This window comes from Amycolatopsis sp. CFH S0740 (genome assembly GCF_004522315.1).
Taxonomy (GTDB): domain Bacteria; phylum Actinomycetota; class Actinomycetes; order Mycobacteriales; family Pseudonocardiaceae; genus Amycolatopsis; species Amycolatopsis nivea.
Window position 1 is genome coordinate 113,332 of record NZ_SDLS01000013.1, and the last position, 22,967, is coordinate 136,298.

24 protein-coding genes are annotated in these 22,967 nt (G+C 69.9%); 11 read left to right on the forward strand and 13 right to left on the reverse strand.

Features of this window, described 5'->3' with window-relative positions; genetic code table 11:
* Window positions 1-2 precede the first annotated feature (2 nt).
* From EIZ45_RS22580 to EIZ45_RS22605, 6 genes are read right to left on the reverse strand one after another with little or no spacing between them, the layout of a single operon-like run.
* A complete protein-coding gene (locus EIZ45_RS22580; RefSeq protein WP_037813975.1) occupies window positions 3-1,343 on the reverse strand; it encodes an MFS transporter in 1,341 nt (446 codons plus the stop codon).
* The gene (locus EIZ45_RS22585; protein ID WP_134663108.1) at window positions 1,333-1,734 is read right to left on the reverse strand and encodes a RidA family protein; all 402 of its coding nucleotides are present in this window, start codon (window positions 1,732-1,734) and stop codon (window positions 1,333-1,335) included. The genes EIZ45_RS22580 and EIZ45_RS22585 overlap by 11 nt, the downstream gene beginning before the upstream one ends.
* The gene (locus tag EIZ45_RS22590) at window positions 1,731-2,423 is read right to left on the reverse strand and encodes a hypothetical protein (protein ID WP_134663109.1); all 693 of its coding nucleotides are present in this window, start codon (window positions 2,421-2,423) and stop codon (window positions 1,731-1,733) included. The genes EIZ45_RS22585 and EIZ45_RS22590 overlap by 4 nt, the downstream gene beginning before the upstream one ends.
* Window positions 2,420-3,409: a membrane dipeptidase gene (locus tag EIZ45_RS22595; protein ID WP_037813984.1), complete on the reverse strand. Its 990-nt coding sequence runs from the start codon at window positions 3,407-3,409 to the stop codon at window positions 2,420-2,422. The genes EIZ45_RS22590 and EIZ45_RS22595 overlap by 4 nt, the downstream gene beginning before the upstream one ends.
* Window positions 3,410-5,062: a hypothetical protein gene (locus EIZ45_RS22600; protein ID WP_134663110.1), complete on the reverse strand. Its 1,653-nt coding sequence runs from the start codon at window positions 5,060-5,062 to the stop codon at window positions 3,410-3,412.
* Window positions 5,059-6,519, reverse strand: coding sequence for an aldehyde dehydrogenase family protein (locus EIZ45_RS22605; RefSeq protein WP_205669916.1), 1,461 nt, complete (start codon window positions 6,517-6,519; stop codon window positions 5,059-5,061). The genes EIZ45_RS22600 and EIZ45_RS22605 overlap by 4 nt, the downstream gene beginning before the upstream one ends.
* Window positions 6,520-6,631: 112 nt before the next feature.
* Here EIZ45_RS22605 and EIZ45_RS22610 point away from each other — a divergent pair, with 112 nt between their 5' ends.
* From EIZ45_RS22610 to EIZ45_RS22625, 4 genes are all read left to right on the forward strand, one after another.
* The gene (locus EIZ45_RS22610) at window positions 6,632-7,510 is read left to right on the forward strand and encodes a LysR family transcriptional regulator (RefSeq protein WP_043828316.1); all 879 of its coding nucleotides are present in this window, start codon (window positions 6,632-6,634) and stop codon (window positions 7,508-7,510) included.
* 7 nt (window positions 7,511-7,517) lie between these two features.
* Window positions 7,518-8,420, forward strand: coding sequence for an RNA polymerase subunit sigma-70 (locus EIZ45_RS22615; RefSeq protein ID WP_240690633.1), 903 nt, complete (start codon window positions 7,518-7,520; stop codon window positions 8,418-8,420).
* A 68-nt stretch (window positions 8,421-8,488) separates the two neighbouring features.
* The gene (locus EIZ45_RS22620; RefSeq protein WP_134663113.1) at window positions 8,489-9,064 is read left to right on the forward strand and encodes a dihydrofolate reductase family protein; all 576 of its coding nucleotides are present in this window, start codon (window positions 8,489-8,491) and stop codon (window positions 9,062-9,064) included.
* A gap of 17 nt (window positions 9,065-9,081) precedes the next feature.
* Window positions 9,082-9,690 carry a hypothetical protein gene (locus tag EIZ45_RS22625; protein ID WP_134663114.1) on the forward strand — a complete coding sequence of 203 codons (609 nt, stop codon included), beginning with the start codon at window positions 9,082-9,084 and terminating at the stop codon, window positions 9,688-9,690.
* Window positions 9,691-9,714: 24 nt separating this feature from the next.
* On the opposite strand, the gene EIZ45_RS22630 is transcribed toward EIZ45_RS22625, so the two are convergent.
* Genes EIZ45_RS22630 through EIZ45_RS22640 form a run of 3 tightly spaced genes read right to left on the reverse strand, consistent with a single transcriptional unit; the run spans window position 9,715 to window position 11,996 of the window.
* On the reverse strand, window positions 9,715-10,350 hold the full coding sequence (locus EIZ45_RS22630; RefSeq protein WP_167756527.1) for a response regulator transcription factor: 636 nt from the start codon (window positions 10,348-10,350) through the stop codon (window positions 9,715-9,717).
* Window positions 10,347-11,429: a sensor histidine kinase gene (locus EIZ45_RS22635; protein ID WP_134663115.1), complete on the reverse strand. Its 1,083-nt coding sequence runs from the start codon at window positions 11,427-11,429 to the stop codon at window positions 10,347-10,349. The genes EIZ45_RS22630 and EIZ45_RS22635 overlap by 4 nt, the downstream gene beginning before the upstream one ends.
* Before the next feature lie 39 nt (window positions 11,430-11,468).
* Window positions 11,469-11,996 (reverse strand): DUF1453 domain-containing protein, encoded by a 528-nt coding sequence (locus EIZ45_RS22640; protein WP_134663116.1) that lies wholly within the window; start codon window positions 11,994-11,996, stop codon window positions 11,469-11,471.
* 213 nt (window positions 11,997-12,209) lie between these two features.
* On the opposite strand from EIZ45_RS22640, the gene EIZ45_RS22645 reads away from it, so the two are divergent.
* From EIZ45_RS22645 to EIZ45_RS22655, 4 genes are all read left to right on the forward strand, one after another.
* Window positions 12,210-13,478, forward strand: coding sequence for a cation:proton antiporter (locus tag EIZ45_RS22645; RefSeq protein WP_134663117.1), 1,269 nt, complete (start codon window positions 12,210-12,212; stop codon window positions 13,476-13,478).
* A 180-nt stretch (window positions 13,479-13,658) separates the two neighbouring features.
* Window positions 13,659-14,756 (forward strand): glycosyltransferase family 2 protein, encoded by a 1,098-nt coding sequence (locus EIZ45_RS22650; protein WP_134663118.1) that lies wholly within the window; start codon window positions 13,659-13,661, stop codon window positions 14,754-14,756.
* A 28-nt stretch (window positions 14,757-14,784) separates the two neighbouring features.
* A complete protein-coding gene (locus EIZ45_RS46165; RefSeq protein WP_158691359.1) occupies window positions 14,785-14,946 on the forward strand; it encodes a hypothetical protein in 162 nt (53 codons plus the stop codon).
* On the forward strand, window positions 14,943-15,371 hold the full coding sequence (locus tag EIZ45_RS22655; protein WP_134663119.1) for an N-acetyltransferase: 429 nt from the start codon (window positions 14,943-14,945) through the stop codon (window positions 15,369-15,371). The genes EIZ45_RS46165 and EIZ45_RS22655 overlap by 4 nt, the downstream gene beginning before the upstream one ends.
* Before the next feature lie 15 nt (window positions 15,372-15,386).
* On the opposite strand, the gene EIZ45_RS22660 is transcribed toward EIZ45_RS22655, so the two are convergent.
* Window positions 15,387-18,062 (reverse strand): hypothetical protein, encoded by a 2,676-nt coding sequence (locus tag EIZ45_RS22660; protein ID WP_240690634.1) that lies wholly within the window; start codon window positions 18,060-18,062, stop codon window positions 15,387-15,389.
* A 138-nt stretch (window positions 18,063-18,200) separates the two neighbouring features.
* Window positions 18,201-19,103 (reverse strand): NmrA/HSCARG family protein, encoded by a 903-nt coding sequence (locus EIZ45_RS22665; protein ID WP_134663120.1) that lies wholly within the window; start codon window positions 19,101-19,103, stop codon window positions 18,201-18,203.
* A gap of 95 nt (window positions 19,104-19,198) precedes the next feature.
* Between EIZ45_RS22665 and EIZ45_RS22670 the strand changes: the two genes are divergently transcribed.
* Window positions 19,199-19,768, forward strand: a complete 570-nt coding sequence (locus tag EIZ45_RS22670) for a TetR/AcrR family transcriptional regulator (RefSeq protein ID WP_037814012.1) — start codon at window positions 19,199-19,201, stop codon at window positions 19,766-19,768.
* Here EIZ45_RS22670 and EIZ45_RS22675 read toward each other — a convergent pair.
* Window positions 19,743-20,606: an NAD(P)H-binding protein gene (locus tag EIZ45_RS22675; RefSeq protein WP_134663121.1), complete on the reverse strand. Its 864-nt coding sequence runs from the start codon at window positions 20,604-20,606 to the stop codon at window positions 19,743-19,745. The genes EIZ45_RS22670 and EIZ45_RS22675 overlap by 26 nt on opposite strands.
* A 115-nt stretch (window positions 20,607-20,721) precedes the next feature.
* Here EIZ45_RS22675 and EIZ45_RS22680 point away from each other — a divergent pair, with 115 nt between their 5' ends.
* On the forward strand, window positions 20,722-21,288 hold the full coding sequence (locus EIZ45_RS22680) for a TetR/AcrR family transcriptional regulator (protein WP_134663122.1): 567 nt from the start codon (window positions 20,722-20,724) through the stop codon (window positions 21,286-21,288).
* On the opposite strand, the gene EIZ45_RS22685 is transcribed toward EIZ45_RS22680, so the two are convergent.
* Entirely contained in the window at window positions 21,289-21,930 is a 642-nt protein-coding gene (locus tag EIZ45_RS22685) for a TetR/AcrR family transcriptional regulator C-terminal domain-containing protein (protein WP_134663123.1), read from the reverse strand.
* Between the two features lie 67 nt (window positions 21,931-21,997).
* Between EIZ45_RS22685 and EIZ45_RS22690 the strand changes: the two genes are divergently transcribed.
* On the forward strand, window positions 21,998-22,957 hold the full coding sequence (locus EIZ45_RS22690) for a PDR/VanB family oxidoreductase (protein WP_134663124.1): 960 nt from the start codon (window positions 21,998-22,000) through the stop codon (window positions 22,955-22,957).
* The last annotated feature ends 10 nt before the right edge of the window (window positions 22,958-22,967 follow it).

The following is a 22,967-nucleotide window of genomic DNA, read 5'->3' on the forward strand; positions in this document are numbered from 1 at the left end:
CTCTAGCTGAGCGAAGAAGCCACGTGCAGATCGACGTTCTTGGTCTCCGGGGCCATGAACGCGCTCACGATCGCGCCCAGCGCGGCGATCCCGGCGGCGATGTACATCGTCGCCGACAATCCGAGATTGGTGAGCGCCCACGGCGTCGCGAAGGTGCCGACTGCCGCGCCGATCCGGCTGATCCCGGTGCACAGTCCCACCGCCGACGCGCGGACCTCGGTCGGGAACAGCTCGTTCGGATAGATCCATTCCAAAATGGACGGTCCGCCGTTGAACACCGCGTACACCGCGAAGGCGAGCGCGATCAGCCACAGCGCGGCGCCCGGTTGCAGACCGAGGTAGAACAGTCCGGCCGCGGAAATCGCGAAGCCCCAGATCAGGACGGGACGGCGGCCGAGCCGGTCCACCAGCAGCAGCGCGGCGATATTGCCGACGAAGAAGAAGAAATTGATCAGGCCGTAGCCGAGGTGCGACAGGTTGCCGCCGCCGAGGTTGAACAGTTCGAGGATCTGCGGCCCGAAGGCGTAGATCGCGAACAACGGGACGACCGTGCACGTCCAGAAAATCGAGATGAACACGACCCGCTTGAGATATCCGCCGCGCCACAACGCGGACATCGGGGTTTTCGTTTCGGCTTCCGGGAGATCGTCCAGCGTCGCGTGCTCGCCGATCGTCGTGCGCAGCACCTCCAGCGCTTCCGCGTCGCGGCCCTTGCTGTGCAGCCAGCGCGGCGATTCCGGAATGCTGGTGCGGGCGATCACGATCAGCAGCGCGGGCACCGCCGACGACAGCAGCATCCACTTCCAGCCCTGGTCCACGTTCAGCAGGAAGAACCCGACGAACGCGGCGACGGTGGCCCCGACGAACCACATCGCGTTCAGCCCGCCGACCAGCCGCGCCCGCCACGCTTTCGGCGCGAATTCGGTGACCAGCGCGGTCGCGATCGGATAGTCCGCGCCCACCGCGATGCCGATCAGCAGCCGCAGCACGAACAGTTGCGCGGCGTCGGCGACGAAGAACTGCAGGACCGAGCACACGATGATCGCGATCAGGTCGATCGTGTACATCAGCTTCCGGCCGATCCGGTCGGTGAGCGGGCCGAACACCGCTCCCCCGATGAACACGCCGACCAGCGCGGACGCGCCGATCAGGCCGGACCACAGCGAGTCCATCTGCCACTGCGGGCCGATCTGCACCAGCGCGATGCCGATGATGCTGAGGATGTAGCCGTCCAGGAACGGCCCGCCGGACGAGTACAGCGCGAGCTTGCGGTGGAACCCGTTGAGCCGGGCCGAATCCAGGGTCGCCCGAACAGCGTTGTCCGGTGCGCGGTCAGTCTTCATGTCGGTTGGTCTCCTCGCTGCCGACCGCCGCCACGGCGTCGATCTCGATGCGTTTCGTCCCCCGGAACCCGGCGACCTGGACCGTGGTCCGCGGCGGCAGGTCGATGCCGGCGAAACGGTCGAGGTAGGCCTGGTGGTAGGCGTCGAACTCGCCGAGGTCGGCGAGGAACACCGTCAGTTTGAGCAGCGTGCGCAGGCTCCCTCCCGCGGCCCGCAGGGTGTCCTCGAGGTTGTCGAGGGCGACCCGCACCTGCTCGTCGATTCCTTCCGGGACGCTGCCGTCCCGCCGTGCCGGGACCTGCCCGCACGCCCAGATCACTCCGCCGAACACGGCGGCGCCGGCGTAGGGCCGCGGTCCGTGCGGATGCGCCACTAGCTCGCGCGAGGTCATCGGCCCTCCCGGTGGTCCGGAATCAGGAACCCGCGCGCGATCGAGTACGCGAGAGTCCACAATGGAGTTTTCACGGACACGCCATGGGTGACCGCTTCGCGATGCCGCTGTTTCCGTTCCGCCGCAGTGGAAATCACCTGCGCGTCCGGCACATCGGACAGCGGGCGGATCACCAATCCCGCGACCGGCGGACGTGGTTCGGCAGCGGCGGGAAGCCGCAGCAGATCCCCGCCCGGCGTAACGACTGTGCGGTGCCCACCGTCCGAAAGGGACAGTATCCGCCCGGCGCGTTCGGCGATGTCCAAAGCAGCCCAGTCCAGTACCGGACTGCTCGCCATTCCCGGCACGACCAACGTGCCCACCACGGCGGCCGTTTCGCAGGCGGGCACGAAAGCCTGTAGCGGACCGCGCGAAGCCGGGTCGTGCGCCACGGCGTACCCGTCGCAATGTTCCAGCCGGAGACCGACCCGTCCGGCCGGGATCCGGGCCGTCTCGATGGTCAAGGCGTCGAGCCCGGCGGCCTCGTGGATTTCCGCGGTCGCGATGACCTCGGCCAGGTGCTCCGCCTCGCCGCTGCTCAGCCCCGAAGCCCGCAAGGCACGCAGCGAAACCTCGTGGATCTCCCGGACCGAAACCCTGGTCTGCACGGTTTCGGCCGCCGAGACGCGCTCGGCCTTCGCCGCGGTCATTGCCCGGCTCCGGGGAAGACCGTGTCGAACAGCCGGAGCCAGTTGCCGCCCAGCACCTGCGCCACGACGGTTTCGTCCAGGCCCACTTCCAGCAATCCTTCGGTGAGGACCGGGAAATCGGCCGGTCCGCCGAACCAGTTCGGCCACACCGGCCACTGCGGCTCCACCGGCACCGCGGACGCGGGCCGCCACCGGCCGTTGCGCAGCCAGGCGACGTAGTCCTGCGACCAGTTCCGCGTGCAGTCGCTGCCGAGCGCGACGTGGTCCGGCCCGATCCGCTCGACCAGCCCCGCGACCATCTCGCAGAACTGCCGCCGGGTCGTCTTCTCGCCGCCGATCACGTTGGGGTACAGGCAACAGCCGAGCACTCCGCCGCGCGCGGCGAGCGCGTCGATGACGTCGTCCGGCTTGTTGCGCGGCGAATCCGCGAAGGACAGCGGGTTCGCGTGCGTGATCGCGACCGGCCCGGCCGAGGCGTCGATCGCGTCGCGGCTCGTGCGGTTCCCGACGTGCGACAGGTCGACCAGCATCCCGACGCGGTTCATTTCCGCGACGATGAACCGGCCGTACGCGGTGAGCCCGGAATCGTGCTCGTCGTAGCAGGCGCCGCCGACGAGGTTCTGGATGTTGTAGGTCAGCTGCGCGATGCGCACGCCGAGCCGGTGGAAGACCTCGACCATCCGGTAGTCGTCGCCGAACGGCGAGGTGTTCTGGAAGCCGAGCAGCACGGCGAGCCTGCCGTCGCGCTTCGCCTGCCGGATGTCGTCGGCGTTCCCGGCGAGGACGACCAGATCGGCGTTGTCCCGCGCGAGTTCGTACCAGTCCGCGACCGCGCGCAGCGTTTCCTGCGGGCCTTCCCAGACCGCGCAGGTCGCGTTCACCCCGGTGACGCCGCCGGCTTTCAGTTCCTCCAGGACTTTGCGGTCCCAGTTGTTGATCTGCAGTCCGTCGACGACAGTGAGGTCGCCGTGCTCCAGGGGGTCCACTCAGGACTCCTTTCCGGGCTTGCGGGTGAACAGCCAGTCGTCGTCCACTCCGGACTCGACGTCGCGCGCCCGGGGCGCGCCGGAGAACAGCGTGACGCGCAACCAGTCGGTCGACTGCGGGCTGTAGTTCTCCATGCCGTAGAGGGCGAGCTGGAATCGCTGCAGGTGCAGCGGGAGGAAATCGTCGGCGAGCAGGTTCGCGCGGACCTCGCCGTAGCGGAGCCCGGCGACCGACTGCACGCGCGCGACGATGCCCCGGTGCCACGGGAATTCCAGCAGGAACTCCGCGACCGAACGGCCCGCGTCGGCACCGGCCAGGTCGTGCCGGAGGGCGTGCACGGCGCGGGCGATGTCGATCGGGTGTTCCATCGATTCGCCCGGGTCCTGGCCGCGGTTGCCGCGCCGGGGTTCCTCGTTGTCCTCGGCGGAGAACCAGAACCTCGCCTGTTCGTCCGGGTCGGTGAAGTCGAACTCGCGGGTCCAGTCGTACCGGTCGGCGAGCAGGTCGCGCAGCTCGCCGCAGGACTGGGCGAGGTCGACGCGCCGCCGTTGGTCGCAGGTCAGCAGGTGCTCGATCTCCGAGTCGAGCGAGTCGTCCAGTTCGACCAGGACGGTGTGCAGCACGGCCCGGGCCTCGGCGCCGAACTCCGCGGCTCGGTCGTCGAGGTCCCGCCACCGGAAGCCGCCCGCGGGGAATTCGCCGAGCAGCGAGGCGATTCCGGCGAGTCGTTCAGCCAGTTCGGGGCCGGTCAGGTACGGCGCGGTCGTCAGGGTGTCGCGTTCGGCGAAGTACCGGCGGGCGCGGTCGAGCAGTTCGCTCGCCCGCCGGACCGCACTGGCGTCCGCCTCGGCGTCGAGGGCATGGGCCAGCGGGAGTTCCCTCGCCGAGCACCAGGCGTCGAGGATGTGCGGATGGTTCACCACGAACGGGACCATGCCGAGTCCGGTCGCGTTCCCGAGGCCGAGATACCGCCGCCAGTCGCCGGAAAGCTTTGCCGCGGCAGGGTTTCGCCGGACGGCGCAATGCTCGACCAGGTCGTAGCTGAACTCGCGCAGCAGCCACGCGGCCAGCATTTGCGCGCGGTACGGCACCTGCAGCGGCGGGATTTCGGCAAGCCGGTCGAAGTCGGCGAGACCGAACTTTCCGTTGCTGTAGAAGGCGGTGCTGCGCAGGATGTAGCAGTTGTCGCCCATCGTGGCGCAGTCTGGCTGTTCACCGGCGGCCAGTTGAGCTGCGACGTACTCGAAGAACCGTTCGCTCCGGTTCGCCCGAGTCCACACCAGCGTCGCGGCGTCGGCTCGGCCAGCTTCCTGCCGTGGTACTTCACGGCGCAGCTCTGCCATCCGCGTGTCCGAAACTGGGCCTTCCACCAGTGCGGCAGTGACATCCCACCGCTTCGCGATCACGCGGTCAGTGCGCTCGTTTTCCTGCAGTACCGTGGAAAACACCGTGAAGTGCAGCAGAGTGTCGCCCGCATCGATCCGGTACACCGCCTCGCCGTGACCGCTGTCGTCGAACTCCCACCGCGTGCGGGACACTGCCCAGCGTTCCCGAGCCGCCTGACGCAGGAACGACCGCGCGAAGCTGTGCCGGGTGTAACGGGCAGCGCCCAGTTCCGCCGGGGCGAGCGCGGTGTCCGCGGGCCGGGTCACGATTGTTCCCGGGGCGCGGACGTCCGCAGGTACGCGGTTTTGGTCCAGGTGAAGAACTCCGCGGCGGATTCGCCGTTCTGCTCGCGGGGCGCGGGGAACGACGAGTCCTTGAGACCGCCGAACGGCGCGTGCACCTCGGACCCGGTGTTCGGCGCGTTGACCTTCACGATGCCCGCGTCCAGGTCGCGCAGGCACTGCCGCACCGCGCGCTCGTCGTCGGTGAACACCGCCGCGGTGAGCCCGAACCGGGTGCCGTTCGCGAGCCGGATCGCCTCGTCCAGGTCGGCGGCGCGCAGCACGGTGGCGACCGGGCCGAACACTTCCTCTTGGCTGATCGTCAGTTCGGGCGTCCCGGCCAGCAGCGTCGGCGCGACGAACGCCCCGCCCTGCGGACAGTCCGCGCGGGCCAGCACCGTCGCGCCCTCGTCGACCGCCTGCTGGATCGCGCCCTCGACCTCTTCCGCCGCCCGGGCGGACACCAACGGCCCGATCTCGACTCCCGGCGTCGTGCCCTTGCCGACAACGAGCCCCTTGACCCGCGCGGACAGCTCGGCGACCAGCCGGTCGTAGGCGTCCCCGACCGCGATGATCCGGCGGGCGGCCGTGCACTTCTGCCCGGTCCCGCTCATCGACGCGGTGACCAGCGCCGCGGCGGCCTGGGCCGGGTCGGCGTCGGGCAGGACGATCGCCGCGCTGTGCCCGCCGAGTTCGAGCTGCACCTTCGCCCCGCGCGGCACGACCGCGGCCTGGATCGCCCGGCCCACCGGCACCGACCCGGTGAAGGTGACGCCGGACAGCTCCGGCCGTTCCACCAGCTCAGCGCCGAGCGATCCGGGCGCGAGCAGCAGGTTGAGCACGCCGTCCGGCACCCCGGCCTCGATCAGGATCTCGGCGAACGCGACCGCCAGCGCGACCGTGTCGCTGGCCGGCTTCCACACCACGGAGTTGCCCCACAGCAGCGCGGGCGCGAGCTTCCACGCCGGGATCTGCACCGGGAAGTTCCACGGCGTGATCACGCCGACGACACCCAGCGGACGGCGTACGGTCCGCACGACCTCGTCCGGGTTGCCGGAGGGGTAGAGCACGCCGTCGGCACTGCGCGCCCGGCCCGCGTGATAGTGCAGCGTCTCGACCGAGGCAGCCACCTCGCCGCGCGATTCCGCCAGCGTCTTGCCCTGTTCGCGGGTCATCAACGCGGCCACCGATTCGGCGCGCTGGGCGAGCAGTTCCGCCGCCCGCCGCAGCACGAGACCGCGCGCGATGGTGCCCTGGTGATCCCACTCCGGCTGCGCCGCCACCGCCGCGCGCACCGCCTCGTCCAGCAGTTCCGGACCGGCCGTCCGGTACTCGGCCACGATCTGCGCGGGATCCGCCGGGTCGATACTCCGCGCGACCGGTCCGTCGCCGGGAACCCACCGTCCCGCTACGAAGTGCTGCAACGACAATGCGTGATCCACGGGTGCTCCTCGACGTTCGCGACGGTGCTTGTCGTCCATGACGCTAAGTCGCGCGGAACACAGAGTGAAGTATCTATTGCCTACTCACTGATAAGGAACCATTATCAGCGGCGTGGAACTCCGCCAGCTTCGCTACTTCGTCGCGGTCGCCGAGGAACGCAGCTTCCGCCGCGCCGCCGAACGGCTGCACCTCGCCCAGCCCGCGCTCAGCCAGCAGATCGCGAAGCTGGAGAAGGAGCTGTCCGTGCGGCTGCTCCTGCGGACGACCCGCAGCGTCGAGCTGACCGAACCCGGCCGCGTGCTGCTGACCGAAGGCCGTCGGGTGCTCGCGGACAGCCAGCACGCCCTCACCGCGGTCGCGCATGCCGCGCGAGGCGAACTCGGACTGCTGCGGATCGGGTTCGTCAGCTCAGCGGCGCTCGAAATCGTGCCCGCCACGGTGCTGGAAATGCGCCGGCAATGGCCGAACGTCCGATTTGAACTGACCGAATCGACTACGGACGCGCAAATCGCCGCGCTCGGGGACGGTCAGCTCGACGTCGGCATCGCCCGCGAGGTCGGCGAAGCCGCCGGACTGACCGTGCACCCACTGGGCCGCGAACGGCTGATCGTGGCCGTGTCCGAGACGCATCCGTTGGCGGACAAGGAAACCGTCGAGATGGCGGAACTGGCCGACGAGCCTTTCCTCGCCTTCCCGCGCACGCGCGTCTCACGGCTGCACGACCACATCGAGACGCTGTGCCTGCGCGCCGGATTCCGGATGCGCGTGGTCCAGGAAGCCGTCCAATTCCCGACCATGCTCGGCCTCGTCGCCGCCGACACCGGCATCGCGATCGTGCCGAACGCCTTGCGCGCCTTGCAACTGCCCGGACTGCGCTACCTCACCCTCACCGACCCCGGCGCGTTCTCCACCGTCTCAGCGATCTCGCGCACCGACCACGAGAACAACCCCGTGGTCGACCGTTTCCTCAGCGTCGCACGTGCCGGATGATGACGCGGTGGACTTCGAATCGCACCGCGGCGAACTGACCGCCTACTGCTACCGGATGGCCGGCTCGTTCCACGAGGCCGAGGATCTGGTGCAGGAAACGCTGCTGCGCGCGTGGAAAGCCCGCGACCGGTACGACCCGGCCCGCGCCTCGGTCCGGACCTGGCTGTACCGGATCGCGACGAACGTCTGCCTGACCGCGTTGGAAGGCCGGGCCCGGCGCCCGTTGCCGTCCGGTCTCGGCGCCGCCAGCGACGATCCGGGCGCGCCGCTGCAACCGGCGACGGACATCCCGTGGCTGCAGCCGTTCCCCGACGCCCGCTGCGATGCCGACACCCGCGCCGGACTGCGGCTGGCGTGGGTCGCCGCGACCCAGGTCCTCCCGGCGCGGCAACGGGCGGTCGTCGTGCTCCGGTCGGTGCTCGAGTTCAGCGCCGCCGAGGTCGCCACCCAGCTGGAGACAACCGTTCCGGCGGTCAACAGCGCACTGCAACGAGCCCGCGCCGCGCTCGCCGACGCGGGCGCGATGGACGAGATCGCCGAACCGGACGACGCGGAAACCCAGGCCGTGATCGACCGGTACGCGCGAGCTTTCGAGGCCGCCGACGTCGAGGCGCTCGTCCGGCTGCTCACCGACGACGCGATCCTGGAAATGCCGCCGGTCCCGCTCTGGTTCCGAGGCAGCGGCGACTACGGCCGGTTCATGCACCGGGTCTTCGAAATGCGCGGCGTCGGCTGGACCGTCCGCGGCCTCACCGCCAACGGGCAGCCCGCGCTCGCCGCCTACACCCCCGACGGCCAGTTGCACACTCTCCAGGTCTTCACCGTGGCCGGCGGGCGGATTTCGCACAACGCCGTGTTCGCCGATCCGCGCGTTTTCCAGGCATTCGACCTGCCGGCGAAGATTTTTTGAGATTCGCCGATGAGTTCGGCCGGGGCCGCCGGTAAGTACTGGCGACACCGATTGAAGGGATCTCCGCCATGAGCGTCATCGTCATCGCCTTCACCACCCTCGACGGCATCTCGTCCGACCCGGACGCCTCCTCCGGCGCCCCGGACGCCGGCTGGGCTTTCCGGCACGGCCCGGAGTCCGTCGCGGGCGACAAATTCCGCCTCGGCGCCACGCTGGACGACGGGGTCCTGCTGCTCGGGCGCAAGACCTGGGAGCTGTTCTCGCACCTGTGGCCGCACCGCGACGACCCGTTCTCGCAGCGGATGAACGCCGTGCCCAAGCTGGTCGCCACCAGCACGCTGGCCGACACCAGCGCGTGGCAGAACTCGTCGGTCCTCGACGGCGACCTGGTCGACGCGGTGAAACGGGAAGAGCGGGACGTCGTCGTCACCGGCAGCCTGAGCGTGGTGCACACGCTGATGGCGGCGGACCTCGTCGACGAGTACCGGCTGCTGACCTTCCCGACCATTTTGGGTCACGGCACCCGCCTTTTCCCGGACGGCACCGGACCCGCGCACCTGGAATGCGTGTCGGTGGAACGCGTTGGCGCTGCGACGCTTTCGCGGTACGTGCGCGAAAATTCGGTGGAAGGTTCCGAGCAGTAGGCCCTAGCGTCAGGGCAATGTTGCTGGTTGTCTCGGGCGCGTCCTGCGTCGGCAAAACCACCGCTCGCGTGCACGCGCGGCCTCTGCTCGGCGAAACGTACGAGACCGCCGAACTGAGCACGCTGGGCCCGATCCCGGCCGTGCCGACCGTCGCGTGGCGGCAGGAGCAGGTGGAAATCGCGGTGCAGCGCGCGATCGCGCTCGAAGCCGAAGGCAGGCACCTGCTGCTGGCCGGCGATCCGATACCGGTCGGCGAAGCACTGGCGGCGCCGAGCGCGGACCGGATCGACATCGCCGGCTGCCTGCTCGACCTCAGCGACGAGGCCCACCTGGCTCGGCTCGCCCGCCGCGGCGAGCCGAGCCCCGCGAACCAAGCATTCGCGGCGTGGCTGCGCGCGCACGCTCACAACCCGGGTCATCTCCCGGAAGCTGTCACGACGGACGCTTGGCCGGAGATGCGCTGGGACCGCTGGGTCGGGCGCGTTCCGGGTCCGGACTGGGCGATGACCGTGATCGACACGTCCTCCCTCGGCCCGGCGGAGGTCGGCGAGGCGGTCGCGGACTGGTGCCGCCGCGCCGTGGCGGGCGAGGCTCCGGTCTTTCGCTCCGGCTGGTTCGCCCGCTGACTGTCCGCGAACCCAGGTCGTCGCTCAGTCCGCGTAGCCGTGCTGATGCGCGTAACGCACCGCCTGCGCCCGGGTCCCGCAGCCGGTCTTCGCGAAGATCCGGTTCACATGTGTCTTCACCGTCGCCTCGCTGACCTGCAGTTCCCGCGCGATCTCCCGGTTCCCCCGGCCCGCCGCGACCAGTTTCAGCACGTCCACCTCGCGCGCCGTCAGCCCGTCCTCCGGCGGTGCGGCCGGGTGCCGGGCCGCGGCCAGCAACGTCCGCTGCACCGACAGGTCCATCACGGTCTGCCCGGCCGCCGCCGCGTGGATCGCGCGGCCGATCTCGTCGCCGTTCGCCGCCTTCGTCACGTAGCCGACCGCGCCCGCGTCCAGTGCGCGCACGATCGACGCGCTGTCCGCGTAGGTCGTGAGCACCACGACCCGGGTGCCCGGCAGGTCCGCGACGATCCGCCGGGTCGCCGCCGCCCCGTCGCAGCGCGGGAGGTCCAGGTCCATCAGCACGACGTCCGGCTGCAGCCGCAGGGTCTCCTCGATCGCCGCGATCCCGTCGCCCGCCTGTCCGACGACCTCGATCTCCGGCAGCAACCCGACCAGCAGCACCAAACCCTCCCGCACCGCGGGCTGGTCCTCGGCCACGAGCACGCGCACGATCGTCATGCCGGGATCCTCACCGACAACCGCCAGCCCGCGCCATCCGGGCCCGCGGTCACCTCGCCGCCGACCAGCTCCGCTCGCTCGCGCAGACCGGTCAGCCCATACCCGGCACCGGGCAGCCCGCTGCCGGAACCTGTCCGGTTGACCACCGTCATCGTCACCTCGCCGTCCAGATAGGACAGTTCGACCGACACCGGCGCACCCGCCGCGTGCTTGCGCGCATTGGACAGTCCTTCTTGGACAGTGCGGTACAGCAGCAGGGTGACGTCCGCCGGGAGTTCGCGCGGTTCGCCGGTCACCTGGATCGACGCGTTGTCCGGCAGCGAGCCGAACAACTCCGGCAACGCCATCGGATCGCCGCGCAACGCGTGCACCGCCCGCCGCGTCTCGATCAGTCCCTCCTGCGCCAGCTGCCCGGCCTTCCGCACGCACGCGGCGAGTTTTTCGTCCGGGGACGGCAACTCGGCCACCAACCGCGCCGCGGCCTGCAAATGCAGCGAAAGCGCCGAGAGCGAATGCGCCTGGATGTCGTGGACCTCCCTGGCCAGCCGGGCGCGTTCCTCCAGCGTCGCACCCCGGGCGACGGCCTCCTGGGTGAGCCGCGTCTGGTCCAGCAGGTCCCTGGCCTGCCGAGCCTGCACCCGGTACTGCCGCCGGTTGAGACCGAGCAGCACCACCACGGCCACCGCGAGCGCGTTCCCCGCCACGAGCTCGCCCGGCTGCCCGGCGAGGTATCCGCCGACGGCGGCTGCGACCCCCACGACCGCAGCCACCGTGATGATCTCCGCCGGGGTGATCGCCGCCAGCGAGGACAACACGAGCAAGGACAGGCAGACCAGCGACGGTCCGGTGAGACTCGGGTCCGCGACCGCCACGACCGTGCCGAACAGCGCGGCCAGCGAAAGCAGCACGACCGCCGCCCGCGGCCAGCGAAGGTCCAGCGCCCCGAACGCCAGGCCGCTCGCGACGGAAGCGGCCAGCGGCGCCCACTCCCACTCCGCCGGGGGCTGCGCGGTGACGAGAATCGCGACGAACGCGACCGGCGTGAGCAGCCGCATCAGAACCAGCGGCAGCCGAGTCATCGCGTCCCCTCCCCTTGGCTTCTTCGCTGCTCAGCGTAGTCAGGCCCGCACCGGCTGCCCATCGCGGACGGCTTCGAGCTGCCGGGACCGCCACAGCACCCCGCCGGCCCGCACCGCGACCATCGCCAGCGCCATCAGCACGAAGAACAGGCCAACACCGTCCTTGTCCAGATGTGCGCTGACCAGGAATTCGCCGACCTTCACCGCGAACGGGCGCACGTTCTCCACCGCCCACACGAACACCAGCCGCCCGCCCAGCACGGCGAGCCAGATCAGCAGGTACGGCCAGCCCGCCCAGGTCTGCACGCGCCCGGTGTCCGGGCTGCGCTCCACCAGCGTGGTCGCGATCAGCCCCGCGCCGGCGACGCCGCCGACGACAGCCCCGGCCAGGCCGGCCGTCAGGTTCGGCGCGGTGAGCGAGATCCCGCCGGTGAAGTACAGGACCCCGATGACGGTGCACGAAACGAACGGCATGATGCCCATGACCAGGTTGTGCCGATGGCGGCCCACCTGGGTGAAAAGAACGAGGGCGAGCAGGATCCCGCCCATGATGAGAGCGTCAGTCATCACGGCCTTCTTCCGGAGTCAGGCGGGCCGGAACACCCGCGTTCCCGACGCTAGGGAGCGGAGCCCGCCGAATCGTCCAACCATCGACCGAATCCGGGTGGACGTGACGTACACCCGGAATGCCGGGCCCGGCCCGCCCCCGCCGGTACACTGTGGAGCGTCAGCGGCCGAAGACGGCTGGGCGCGACCAAAAGCCGTGGAGCCTCACGAACGATGATTACCGCACTGCTGGTCCTCTCGACCGCGGTTCTGCTGCGCGCGCTCGCGGCCAAACGACTCGACCGGTGGAACATCGCCGCGCCCGTGCTGATGGTGCTGTGCGGGGCCGCGACCGCGTTGTTCGCGAGTCCGGCGAAACTGCTCGAGGTCTTCGACACCGAAATCGCGCAGCACGTCGCCGAACTCATTCTCGCGATGCTGCTTTTCGTCGATGCCACCGAGGTGCGCGGCGGACGACTGTGGGGACACGCGCCGGGCCTCGTCGCACGGGTGCTGTTCTTCGCGCTGCCGCTGAGCCTCGGGCTGGCCATGCTGGCCGGCTGGGCGTTCTTCCCGGGTCTGTCGTGGCCGTTGCTGCTGATCGTCGCGTGCATCGTCATCCCGAGCGATTTCGCCGCCGCGGAACGCGTCGTGCGGGACCGAACTCTCACGCCGCAAGTGCGCAGCGTGCTGAATGTCGAAAGCGGTTACAACGACGGATTGGTCTCGCCGCTGTTCCTTTTCGCGCTCATTCTCGCGCGCAGCGACAATACGGCCAATACCGCCGGGAAAGCGCTCGCGACCGCTTTGCCGTTCGCGATCAAAGCCATTGTCGCCGGAGCCGTCGTCGGCACGGCGATCGGCATCCTGCTGTTCCTCGCCGTCCGCGCCGGCTGGACTTCCGGACAGGGACGGCGCATCGCCCTCCTCACGACTCCCCTGCTGACCTACGCGGCGACAGTCGCCATCGACGGCAACGGATTCGTCGCCTGTTTCGTCAGCGGGATCGCCTTCCGCTACGTCTACCGCGCCTTCGCCGCGCGGCACCTCCGCATTTCGGACAGCCACGCCCGCGAGCACTTCGCCCGGCCGTCGGAGGACCTGCAACTGCTCGAAGAGGTCACCGGGATCCTGACCATGGCGATGTGGTTCGTCGTCGGCGGCGCTGCGGTCGTCGTGGTGTCCTTCGGCATCGCGTGGCAGCCGGTCGTGTTCTGCCTGCTCGCGCTGACCGTCCTGCGGATCGTCCCGGTGATGCTGTCGCTGAGCCGGACCCGGATGCCGCACCGGGACCGGTTCCTCGTCGGCGCGCTCGGCCCGCGCGGCACGACGTCGGTCGTGTTCGGACTGCTGGCGATCAACGGCCTGACCGGCGAGGAGAGCGACCTCGTCCTGACCCTGACGGTGGTCTGCGTCCTCGGCAGCGTGGCCCTGCACGGGCTCGGCTCGACGCCGCTCATCACCCGCCTGATGACCCCGCGGCCGCACCGTCAGTCTCAGTAGCAGGTACGCACAGTGACCAGTCGGCAGACTGAGAATCCCTAGGCAATACACAGGTTTCGCGGAAATTCTCCCCCGCGCGGGTGGTCTCTGGACGATTCATGTAGCGTTCCGTGACCGCCGACAGAGTAAGGGTCAAGCGCGACGCACCACGTCGCAGTTCCGCGCAGAGGACCCCCGCTCATGTCCGCACCCACGCTCGCCGAACCACGAACCGGACGGCACCGTTCCGGCAGCGTGCGCGTCGTCGCCGTCATCCCCGCGCACGACGAAGAAGCCCAGATCGCGCACACCGTCGCCGCACTGCGCGGACAGGACCGGAGCGTCGACGAGGTTTTCGTCGTCACCGACAACTGCACCGACAACACCGCCGCAGTGGCTTCGATCGCCGGCGCCCGGGTGCGACCGTCCACAAACAACACGCACAAGAAGGCCGGTGCCCTCAACCAGCTGCTCGCCTGGCTGCTGCCGCGCCTGGACGAGGACGACGTAATCCTCGTCCAAGACGCCGATTCCACTTTGGACCCGCAGTTCGTCAGCACCGCACTGCACCACCTCGACCACGGATACGGCGGCGTAGGCGGAGTCTTCCGCGGCGGCCCAGGCGGCGGTTTCGTCGGCCACCTCCAGCGCAACGAATACGCCCGCTACGCCCGCGACGTGCACCGGCTGCGCGGAAAATGCCTGGTGCTGACCGGAACCGCGGCGATGTTCCGGGTCCGCACCCTCCGCGAGGTCTCCGCTGCCCGGCTCGCCGAACGGTTGCCCGCGGGCGACGGCCGCGGCGGGATCTACGACACCACCGTGCTCACCGAGGACAACGAACTCACTTTCGCCCTGCTGCACCTCGGCCACCGGGTGATCTCGCCCAGCGCGTGCACGCTGGAAACCGAGGTCATGACCAGCTGGAGTGCACTGTGGACACAACGCCTGCGGTGGAAGCGCGGTGCGGTGGAGAACTGTGTCCAATATGGACTGACCCGCGTCACGTGGCGGTACTGGGGCAGGCAGCTGATGACGATCGCGGGCGTGCTGGTCAGCGGGATCTACCTGACCGCCCTCGCGATCGCCCTGTTCCACGGCGGCCTGCACCTCAACCCGTGGTGGCTCGGCATCTCGGCGATCTTCGTGGTGGAGCGGGTAGTGACCGTGCGCTACCGCGGCTGGCGCCGGATGCTGCTCGCCGCGTCGATGTACGAGCTGGTGCTCGACTATTTCCTGCAAGCCTGCCATCTCAAGGCATACGCGGACGCGCTCCTGCGCACCCGCAAGAACTGGTGAACACCCGGACGGAAGAGAGAGAACCCTCATGTACCAGAAAATCGGCGCGGCCTCTGCCGCGGGAATGACCGGCGGACTCGCCTTCACCGGAGTGAACGTCCTGTGGCTTCTGCTGGCGGGATTCGCTTTGCTGGCAGCGGGAACAGCCATGCTGCGGATCCTGCCGAAGGTCCGCAACCAAGACCGATGACCGGCCGCGGACAGCGATTTCTGTTCCGCGTGCACCAGGCCGCGCTGGGCGAGTACGTCGCCGCGATCTGGGGCTGGGACGACGAAAACCTGCGTCGTCACCACGCCCGCGCCTTCTCTCCTCGCACGTGGCAGATGATCACGGTCGACGGCGCAGACGCGGGCCTGCTCGCGGTCGAGTACCGGCCAACGGAGATCTGGCTCGGCCGGATCGAACTCGACCCGCGCTACCAAGGCCAAGGAATCGGCGGACGGCTGCTCCGCTGGCTGATCGGCGTCGCGGCGGAGCGGAAACAGCCGCTGGTGCTCGAAGTCCTCGAGGTCAACCCCCGGGCACTCGCGTTCTACCTGCGGCACGGTTTCCGCGAAACCGGCAGGCGCGGACCGAAAATCCTCCTGGCCCGAAGCCCGGACCAGGAGGATTGACCGAGCGGCCCGGCGTCAGCCCGCGTCCGTCACCGTCCCCGTGACGTCCACGTCCGGGCCGGATTCCTTCGGCTCGCCCGTCACCTGCAGCAGCACGTGCTTCGCCGGGTCCGCCCCGTCGTGCCGCACAGTCGGGATCGTCAGCTCACCGCTCGTCTTCCCCGCCGGGATCTGCACTACTGCCGTCAATCCGGTCTCCGACAACGGCTGCTTCTTCGCCGGATCGAGGCCGTGCTCGATCAGCCACTCCGGATCGACGTCCGAGGTCATCAGTTCCGGCCCGGTCTTCGGCGCCTTCACCTGCCCGAGCACGCTGACGTCCGAATCGGCCACTGTGGACAGCCGGACCGGCCACGTCAGCGCACTGCCCTCCACCGCGGACGCCTCGGACTGCCCTACGCTGATCTTCGGAGCCGGGTCGTCGTTCTCGACGTTCAGCGAGCCCTCCGCCGACCCGATCACCGTGCCGCGGGTGGCCTGCACCTCGGCCAGCATCCGGTACGGCCAGCTCCACCGGGTGTTCCCGGCGACCGTCACGGGCAGGTCGAGCGTGTGCTGTCCCGGCGCGAGCGCGACCGCTTGATAGGTCCACTTCACCGACATCGGCGAGACCGTGTCCGCCCGGAAGACGCGCAGCGAACCGCCGCCGTCGCCGGTCACGGTGACCGGGATCTGGTACGTCTTCGAGCCGGAATCGCCTTCCTTGACCGTCATCGCACCGAGGTCGATCCGGGTCAGCGGGGCCGGATTCGGGTCGGGCAGGCCGGGACGCCAGGCGTACGCGTCCAGCAGCCACGCCTCGCCGCCCGCTGTCCGCGGCGTCAGCTCCAGGCTGGCCACCTCCAGGTGCGGCGGCAGCGGCACCCGGACTTCCTGGCCCCAGAACGATTTCGTGCGTTCGTTCCCGGCCAGTCCGGCCACCGTCACCGCACCCAGTTTCGTGCGTTTGCCCCGCGTGTCGAAGACCGCGACGTCGAACGACTCGGCCGGGACGTTCTCCGGCGCGATGAGCCGCATCGCCAGCGCCCGCGCGCCGTTCGGCGAAACCGGTTGCGGCAACTGGATTTTCGCCGGTACCCCGGCCGCCGCGGAGCGCACGTGCACGGCGGTCCGCGACGGATCGGGAGCGTCGTCCAGCCCGACGAAGTGCGGCGATTTGGACGCGCCGGAGTCGACGAGGCACCGCCGGTCCGGACCCACTTGCTGGCAGACGTCGCCGCTCCCGGTGACCTTGGTCGACGAATCCGGGACCAGCACCGGGGTCCGCGCACCGCCGAGAGCGTGCGCCAGCACATGCGCCGGATCAGCGGACGGCGCGCGCACGCCGGAACCGTCCAGCAGCGGCTCCATGCGCAGATCGTGCTTCTGGAACAGGTGCGCCGCAGCGGCGACATAGGTCGCGCCGACCGCTCGCTGCTGCGCGTCCGTCAGCCGCGCGGGCATGCCGGGCGAGCAGTACGGATCCGGCTGCGGAGAAAAGAAATCGTCCTGCGCCGGAGCCACCGCGACGCCGGGCGTCCATTCCGAGTTGAAGTAGTTGTGGTTGGCACCCGAGATGTATAGCGCGCTGTGCAGAGCCGTGCCCTGGCTGACCCCGCGCGTACCGTCGACGTATTGCTGCCCCTGAAGACTCGAAACGTCGCCGTCGCAGGAAGGCAGGAAGGTGACCGACGGGACGTCCGGCACTGGGTTGAACCCGAACACGGTCGGCGCGATGAGCACGTCGCCGCGGATCTTCCACCGGACCGGCCCGGAGAACCCGGTGTCGCCCGGCGGCGGATACAGGCTGTCCATCGCCGCTCGGTTGACGCCCTCGCCGCCGCGGGAATGCCCCACCAGCACCACATTCGACAGATCCGCGGCCGGCGAATCGCGGACGATCTGCGGTGCGGTCGCCCGGTCGCTGCCGGACCAGTCCGCCCAGTGCGCCAGGTGCAGCCGGACCAGCGACGACCGGGCCTGCGCGCCGCCGTCCTGCGCCGCGTGGTCGAGCGCGTTGATCGCGTCGGCCGAAACGGACACTGTCACGAATCCCTGCGACGCCAGCAATTCCTGGGTCTGCAGGTAGCCGCGGTAGCTCGGGATCGGCAGCATCCCGGTCTTGCACGGCCAGGCCGTCGAGTAGTCGCCCGGATCGGCCGGGTTGTAGCAGGGCTGGTGACGGCCGTGCAGGAACACCACCAGCGGCCGGTTCCCCGGCGCGTGCCGGGGCGCGACGACCAGGCCCTGCATCTCGATCGGCCCGTCCAGCCCCGGCAGCCGCACCGGGTCGAGCGAGTACTCGCCCTTGACCGTCGAGAACTGCCCGGGTTTACCGGGATCCACCGCATTGGCGGGCAACTCCGGCAACGGCGCCGCGGCCGGTTGCTTCGCCGTCGCGCGAGGCGGATTGGTCAGCGAACGGCCGCCGACGCGCACCTCCAGCCCGCGCAGATCGCGGATCCCGCCGGCCGGCAGCGAAAACGTCCGCAGGTCGGCCCGCGGCTGGGCGCGGCCGAGCAGCTTGCCGCCGGACCAGAACTCCACCGCACCGTCGCCGAACAGCGGTTTCGGCGCGGTCCAGAGAAGCTGGCCGTCGGCGACGCGCCATTCGGGCGAAGCTGCCGGACTCGCCGCCGCTGACGGTGCCAAGGTGACTGCCAAGACGGCGGCTGCCGCGATGGGGACAAATTTACGCAGAAGGACCTTCACTGGGTACTCCCTCCCCGATGATCTTTCCTTTCTACCGGGAAAGCAGCCCGCCATGCCAGAACGGCGACGAGGTCCTGTGCACTCAACACCGACGACCCGTGCACCGTCCGGATCTGGAAGCCTTGCTGCACCAAGCGTTCAGGCCCGCATAGCCGTCTCAGCCCATTCCTCGAAGCTGGTCAGCGGAATCCCGAGTTCCCGCGCGAACTCGGGCCGCGCCGGTTGCCCGAGCGCGTTCAGCATCGCGTGGGAGAAGCCCATCGGCGGCATCCCCGCGGCGAGCGCCTCCTCGACGGTCATGTCCGGCACCGACAACGGCACGCCCAGCACCCGGGACAGGATCGGCGCGATCTCGGCCATCGACCGGTAGTCGCTCGCCAGTTCCAGTTCGACCCGGTGGAACCGCTCCGGTTCCGCGATCGCCGCCGCGGCCGCCCGGCCGATGTCGCGAGTCGCGGCCAGCGACAACCGGGTTTCCGGACGCAGGATCGTCACCAGACCGCCCTCGATGCCGCGCGGGAAGACGTACTGCGTGGACGGCAGGAAGTTCTCCATGAAGAACCCCGGCTTGAGCAACGTCCACCGAGGGAATTCCGCCGCCCGGAGCCGATCCTGGATCGCTGCCTTCGCCTCCATCGCCGGCGCCAGGAACGCCCAGCGCTCGTCGGCCAGTTCCGGCGATCCCGCGCCGCTCACCGAGGTGTGCACGAACTGCGGCACGCCCGCGTCTTTCGCCGCCTCGATAAGATTCACCGCCTGGGTCACCTCCCCGGCGAAGTCCGGCTCGGCCCCGCTCATGTCCGGCATCTGCACGCTGAACACCGCCCGCACGCCCTTCACTGCGCGGGCCAGCCCGTCCCGATCGAGCAAATCCCCGACGACGAGATCCGCGCCCGCCGCCTCGACCGCCTTCGCCCGGTCCGCCGCCGGATCCCGGACCAGCGCCCGGACGGGAACTCCCGCCGCCAGCAACTCGCGCGCCGTCGCGCCGCCCTGCCGTCCCGTCGCGCCGACGACCAGTACCGGTGCTGCCTCTCTCATGATTCTCCCTGGGAACGCTAAGTGGCGGGGCCCGCCATTTCGTGTCCGCTACGATACGGCGGGGCCCGCCACTTAGCAAACCCGGAGGTCACGCCATGCCCGGCCAGCAGCGCGCGGACGCGCGGCGCAACTACGCGCGGATTCTCGAGGTGGCCGAGGCGGAGGTCGCCGCACACGGGGCGAACGCGTCGCTGGAGCAGATCGCGCGCACCGCCGGGGTCGGCTCCGCGACTGTGCGACGGCACTTCCCCACCCGGCACGCGCTGCTGGAAGCCGTTTCGCAGGAACGGATCGCACTGCTGGCCGCGCGTGCTCAGGAACTGGCCGGGGAAGCCGACAGCCGCCGCGCACTCCTGGAATGGCTGGACGACGTGGTCAGCTACTGCGTGACCGCGCGCGGCCTCGCCGCCGCACTCGCGTACGACGTGCCGGATCCGACGCACGGAAACTCCTGCTCAATGACGCTGGAGGAATCCGCGGCGCCGCTAGTGGCCCGCGCCGCTCGCGACGGGGCCGTCTCGCCGGAGGTGACGGTGGGCGACCTGATCGCGCTGATCGTCGGCATCACGCTGACGACCGAACGCCATCCGGAACCGGCCGCCGAAGCCAGCCGGCTGTTCCGGATCGCGGTGGCCGGAATCAGCCCGCAGCCGGGTCGAGGCTGACGGAAAGCCGGTCCGCGACCGTGCGCGGCTCGCGGCCGAGAAGCTCCGCCAGCAGGGTGCCGGACTCGGCGAAATAGCCAGCGCGGGAAGCCTGGTACCAGGTCAGCATAAGCCGGGCTAGCTGTTCCGGGACGCCGAGCGCGACCTGGTCGGCGACCCACCGTTCGTCTTCCACGACAACACGTTTGACGCTACGACCGGTGAGCCGCGAAGCGATCCCGGCGAAGTCGTCGAAGGTGACCGCGGCCGGAGCGGCGAGCGTGACGGGGCCGTCGATGACGCGGGCTCCAGCGAGGACAACCGCAGTGGCCTCGGCGATGTCGGCACGGTCGGTGTACGGGACGGGCCCGTCTTCCGGTTGCGCGATTTCCCCGGTCCGCTGCCACGGACCAAGCACCTGGTCGAGCGGGCCGTAGGCGCCGTTGCGCAGTGCGGTCCAGGCGACTCCGGAGTCGGCGAGGATCGCTTCGGTGGCGATGTGGATGTCCGACGGCCTGTACGGGTTTCCGGGGACGGCTCCGTGCTGGCTCGTGTAGACGATCCGCCGGACCCCGGCCGCCACAGCCGCGTCGACGGCGCCTCGGTGCAGGCTGACCATGTCGGCGGCTGGGTCGTTGCCGGACACCAGAAGGACCTGCTCAGCACCGGCGAACGCGTCACGCAGCGCGGCCGGATCCTCGTAGGAACCCTGTCGCACGCGCACCCCACGGTCAGCGAAGTGCTGCGCTTTCGCGGGATCCCGGACGCTGACGACGATCTGGTCCGCGGGTACGCGCTTGAGGAGGTGCTCGACGGTGGTGCCGCCCAGCCCGCCGGTAGCGCCGGTGACAACGATCATTTCTGCCCCTAGATCTAAGTTGACCCCACTGGTCAACTTCTCCTCTCCCGACTTTAGGTAAGCTGACCAAGCGAGTCAACTTACGCCGCGAGGCGACAGCGAGAGGGAGGGCGAAGTGCCTTCGGAGTCCGGGCTGCGCGCCGACGCCAGGCGCAATTCCGAGCAGATCCGCGCCGCCGCGATCGGCGCCTTCCAAGGCCGCGGCCTCACGGTCCCGCTGGAGGAGGTCGCGCGAGCGGCGGGGGTCAGCAAGGCCACGATCTTCAACCGGTTCGGCGGCCGGATCGGGCTCATCGAGGCGGTGATCGAAGAGGTCGTCGCGACGGAACTGTTCGCCGTCATCGACCGCACGCGGGCCATCGACGACGCCGGCGAGCGGATCGCCTCCTACCTCACCGAACTGCGCGACCTCCAGTACCGCCAGCCCGCCGTCAACGACGTCCTGTTGCAGATCTACCCGCACTCGCCGCAGCTCATGGAGATCTGCCGGGTCGGAAGCGAGGCGAACGAAGAACTGGTCGCGGCGGCGCGGGTCGCGGGCGTGGTGCGGCCGGAGTTCACCGCGGGCGATCTCCACGCACTCGTCGTCGACAACGCCCTCGCCCTCAAACACGGCGAACGGCCTGCCCGGGACTCCTACGACCGGCGCACCGCTTACCTGCTGGACGGGATCCGCCGGTAGCTAGGGCTGCCCCGCCACCGCGTCCACCCCGGCGAGCAGCAGCTCCAGCCCGAACTGGAACCGCTCCTCGAAATCGAGCATCGATTCCACCGGCCCCGCCTCCAGGTGCACGTACTTTCGCGCCCCCAGCACGCTCTTCAGCACCTCGACCTCGTCGCCGGTCGCGCCCTGCTCCTCGAGCGTTTCGCCGAGCACGAAGCAGAAAACCGCGCTCGTCGCCCAGATCGCGTGCTTGCGCGGCAGCCCGGACGCCAGCAGGCCGCCGAGCAGACTGTCCACAAAGGTCAGATTGCTGCGCTTCGCCGCGTAGTTCCCGCCGACGATCCGCGCCCCGTCCCGATGCGCGAGCAGCGCCGTGCGCAATCCGGCGGCCATGCTCCGCACGCGGCTCTTCCAGTCGCCGTCGCCGGCGGGCAGCTTCGCCACCGCGCCGGCGAGGATCGCCTCGGCCATCTCGTCGATCAGCGCGTCCTTGCCGTCGAACAGGCGGTAGATCGCGGGCAGGTGCAGCCCCATCCGGTCGGCCAGCTGGCGCATGGTGAGCGCCTCCAGCCCGCCCGCGTCGACCAGGTCCAGCGCCTCGGCCACCGCCCGCTCGGCGCGCGTCGCGGCGATTCCCGCCCGTTTCGTGTCAGTTGACATGTTAACGATGTTACCAATACTCTCGGCGAGGCGCGGAGTAACAACGTTAACAAAGGGAGGGAAGCCGATGACCTCGAACGCCGGAACCGCCGGGCAGCTGGACGTCTTCGTCCGGCAGCTGCGCTGGGAAGCCGACGGCGTCGTCTCGCTGGACCTGGCGGCCGCCACCGGGAAACCGCTGCCGAGCTGGGAGCCCGGCGCGCACATCGACCTCGTGCTGCCGAACGGCGTCGAACGGCAGTACTCGCTCTGCGGTCCGCCCGGCGAACGCGCGTACTACCGGATCGGCGTCCGCCGGGAACGCGCGAGCCGCGGCGGATCGGAATACGTGCACGCGTTTCTCCGCCCCGGCCAGCGCGTCGCGATCAAGGGCCCGCGGAACAATTTCGGCTTCCACGCCGCCCAGTCGTACGTCTTCGTGGCGGGCGGCATCGGCATCACCCCGATCCTGCCGATGGTCCGCACCGCGGCGGCCAAGGGCGCCGACTGGCAGCTGTACTTCGGCGGCCGCACCAGCACGTCGATGCCGTTCCTCGACGAACTCCGCGGCTACGGCGAGCGCGTGCACTGCCATCCGTCGGACACCATCGGCCGGATTTCGTTGTCCGCGCTGGAAAAGCCCGTCGAAGCCGGGGCGAAGGTCTACGCCTGCGGACCGGCTTCGCTGCTGTCCGATTTGGACACCGCGGCGGAGAACTGGCCCGCCGAAGCACTGCGCCTGGAACGCTTCAAAGCCCCGCAGGCTCCTCCCGCGGAGAACAAGCCGATCGAGGTCGAATGCGCGGCCTCGAAGAAGACCGTGTCCGTCGCCGCTGACGAAAGCATTGTCAGCGCACTGGAAAAGGCCGGCATCCGCCCGGTGACGTCGTGCCGGTCCGGAATCTGCGGCTCGTGCGAGACCAAGGTGCTCGACGGCGTCCCCGACCACCGCGACGGCATCCTTTCCCCGAGCGAACAAGCGGCAGGCGACCGGATGTTCGTCTGCGTGTCCCGCGCCCGCACCCCACGCCTCGTCCTCGACCTGTGACGGGAGAGCC

Bases quoted from the DNA above. Each gene is read 5' to 3' on its own strand.
- EIZ45_RS22630 (WP_167756527.1), bottom strand. From the start codon at position 10,350: ATGACGATCGTGCGCGTGCTCGTGGCCGAGGACCAGCCCGCGGTGCGG.
- EIZ45_RS22580 (WP_037813975.1), bottom strand. From the start codon at position 1,343: ATGAAGACTGACCGCGCACCGGACAACGCTGTTCGGGCGACCCTGGAT.
- EIZ45_RS22690 (WP_134663124.1), top strand. From the start codon at position 21,998: ATGACCTCGAACGCCGGAACCGCCGGGCAGCTGGACGTCTTCGTCCGG.
- EIZ45_RS22620 (WP_134663113.1), top strand. From the start codon at position 8,489: ATGAGCGTCATCGTCATCGCCTTCACCACCCTCGACGGCATCTCGTCC.
- EIZ45_RS22585 (WP_134663108.1), bottom strand. From the start codon at position 1,734: ATGACCTCGCGCGAGCTAGTGGCGCATCCGCACGGACCGCGGCCCTAC.
- EIZ45_RS22635 (WP_134663115.1), bottom strand. From the start codon at position 11,429: ATGACTCGGCTGCCGCTGGTTCTGATGCGGCTGCTCACGCCGGTCGCG.
- EIZ45_RS22670 (WP_037814012.1), top strand. From the start codon at position 19,199: ATGCCCGGCCAGCAGCGCGCGGACGCGCGGCGCAACTACGCGCGGATT.
- EIZ45_RS22645 (WP_134663117.1), top strand. From the start codon at position 12,210: ATGATTACCGCACTGCTGGTCCTCTCGACCGCGGTTCTGCTGCGCGCG.
- EIZ45_RS22665 (WP_134663120.1), bottom strand. From the start codon at position 19,103: ATGAGAGAGGCAGCACCGGTACTGGTCGTCGGCGCGACGGGACGGCAG.
- EIZ45_RS22650 (WP_134663118.1), top strand. From the start codon at position 13,659: ATGTCCGCACCCACGCTCGCCGAACCACGAACCGGACGGCACCGTTCC.
- EIZ45_RS22640 (WP_134663116.1), bottom strand. From the start codon at position 11,996: ATGACTGACGCTCTCATCATGGGCGGGATCCTGCTCGCCCTCGTTCTT.
- EIZ45_RS22590 (WP_134663109.1), bottom strand. From the start codon at position 2,423: ATGACCGCGGCGAAGGCCGAGCGCGTCTCGGCGGCCGAAACCGTGCAG.
- EIZ45_RS22675 (WP_134663121.1), bottom strand. From the start codon at position 20,606: ATGATCGTTGTCACCGGCGCTACCGGCGGGCTGGGCGGCACCACCGTC.
- EIZ45_RS22685 (WP_134663123.1), bottom strand. From the start codon at position 21,930: ATGTCAACTGACACGAAACGGGCGGGAATCGCCGCGACGCGCGCCGAG.
- EIZ45_RS22625 (WP_134663114.1), top strand. From the start codon at position 9,082: ATGTTGCTGGTTGTCTCGGGCGCGTCCTGCGTCGGCAAAACCACCGCT.
- EIZ45_RS46165 (WP_158691359.1), top strand. From the start codon at position 14,785: ATGTACCAGAAAATCGGCGCGGCCTCTGCCGCGGGAATGACCGGCGGA.
- EIZ45_RS22655 (WP_134663119.1), top strand. From the start codon at position 14,943: ATGACCGGCCGCGGACAGCGATTTCTGTTCCGCGTGCACCAGGCCGCG.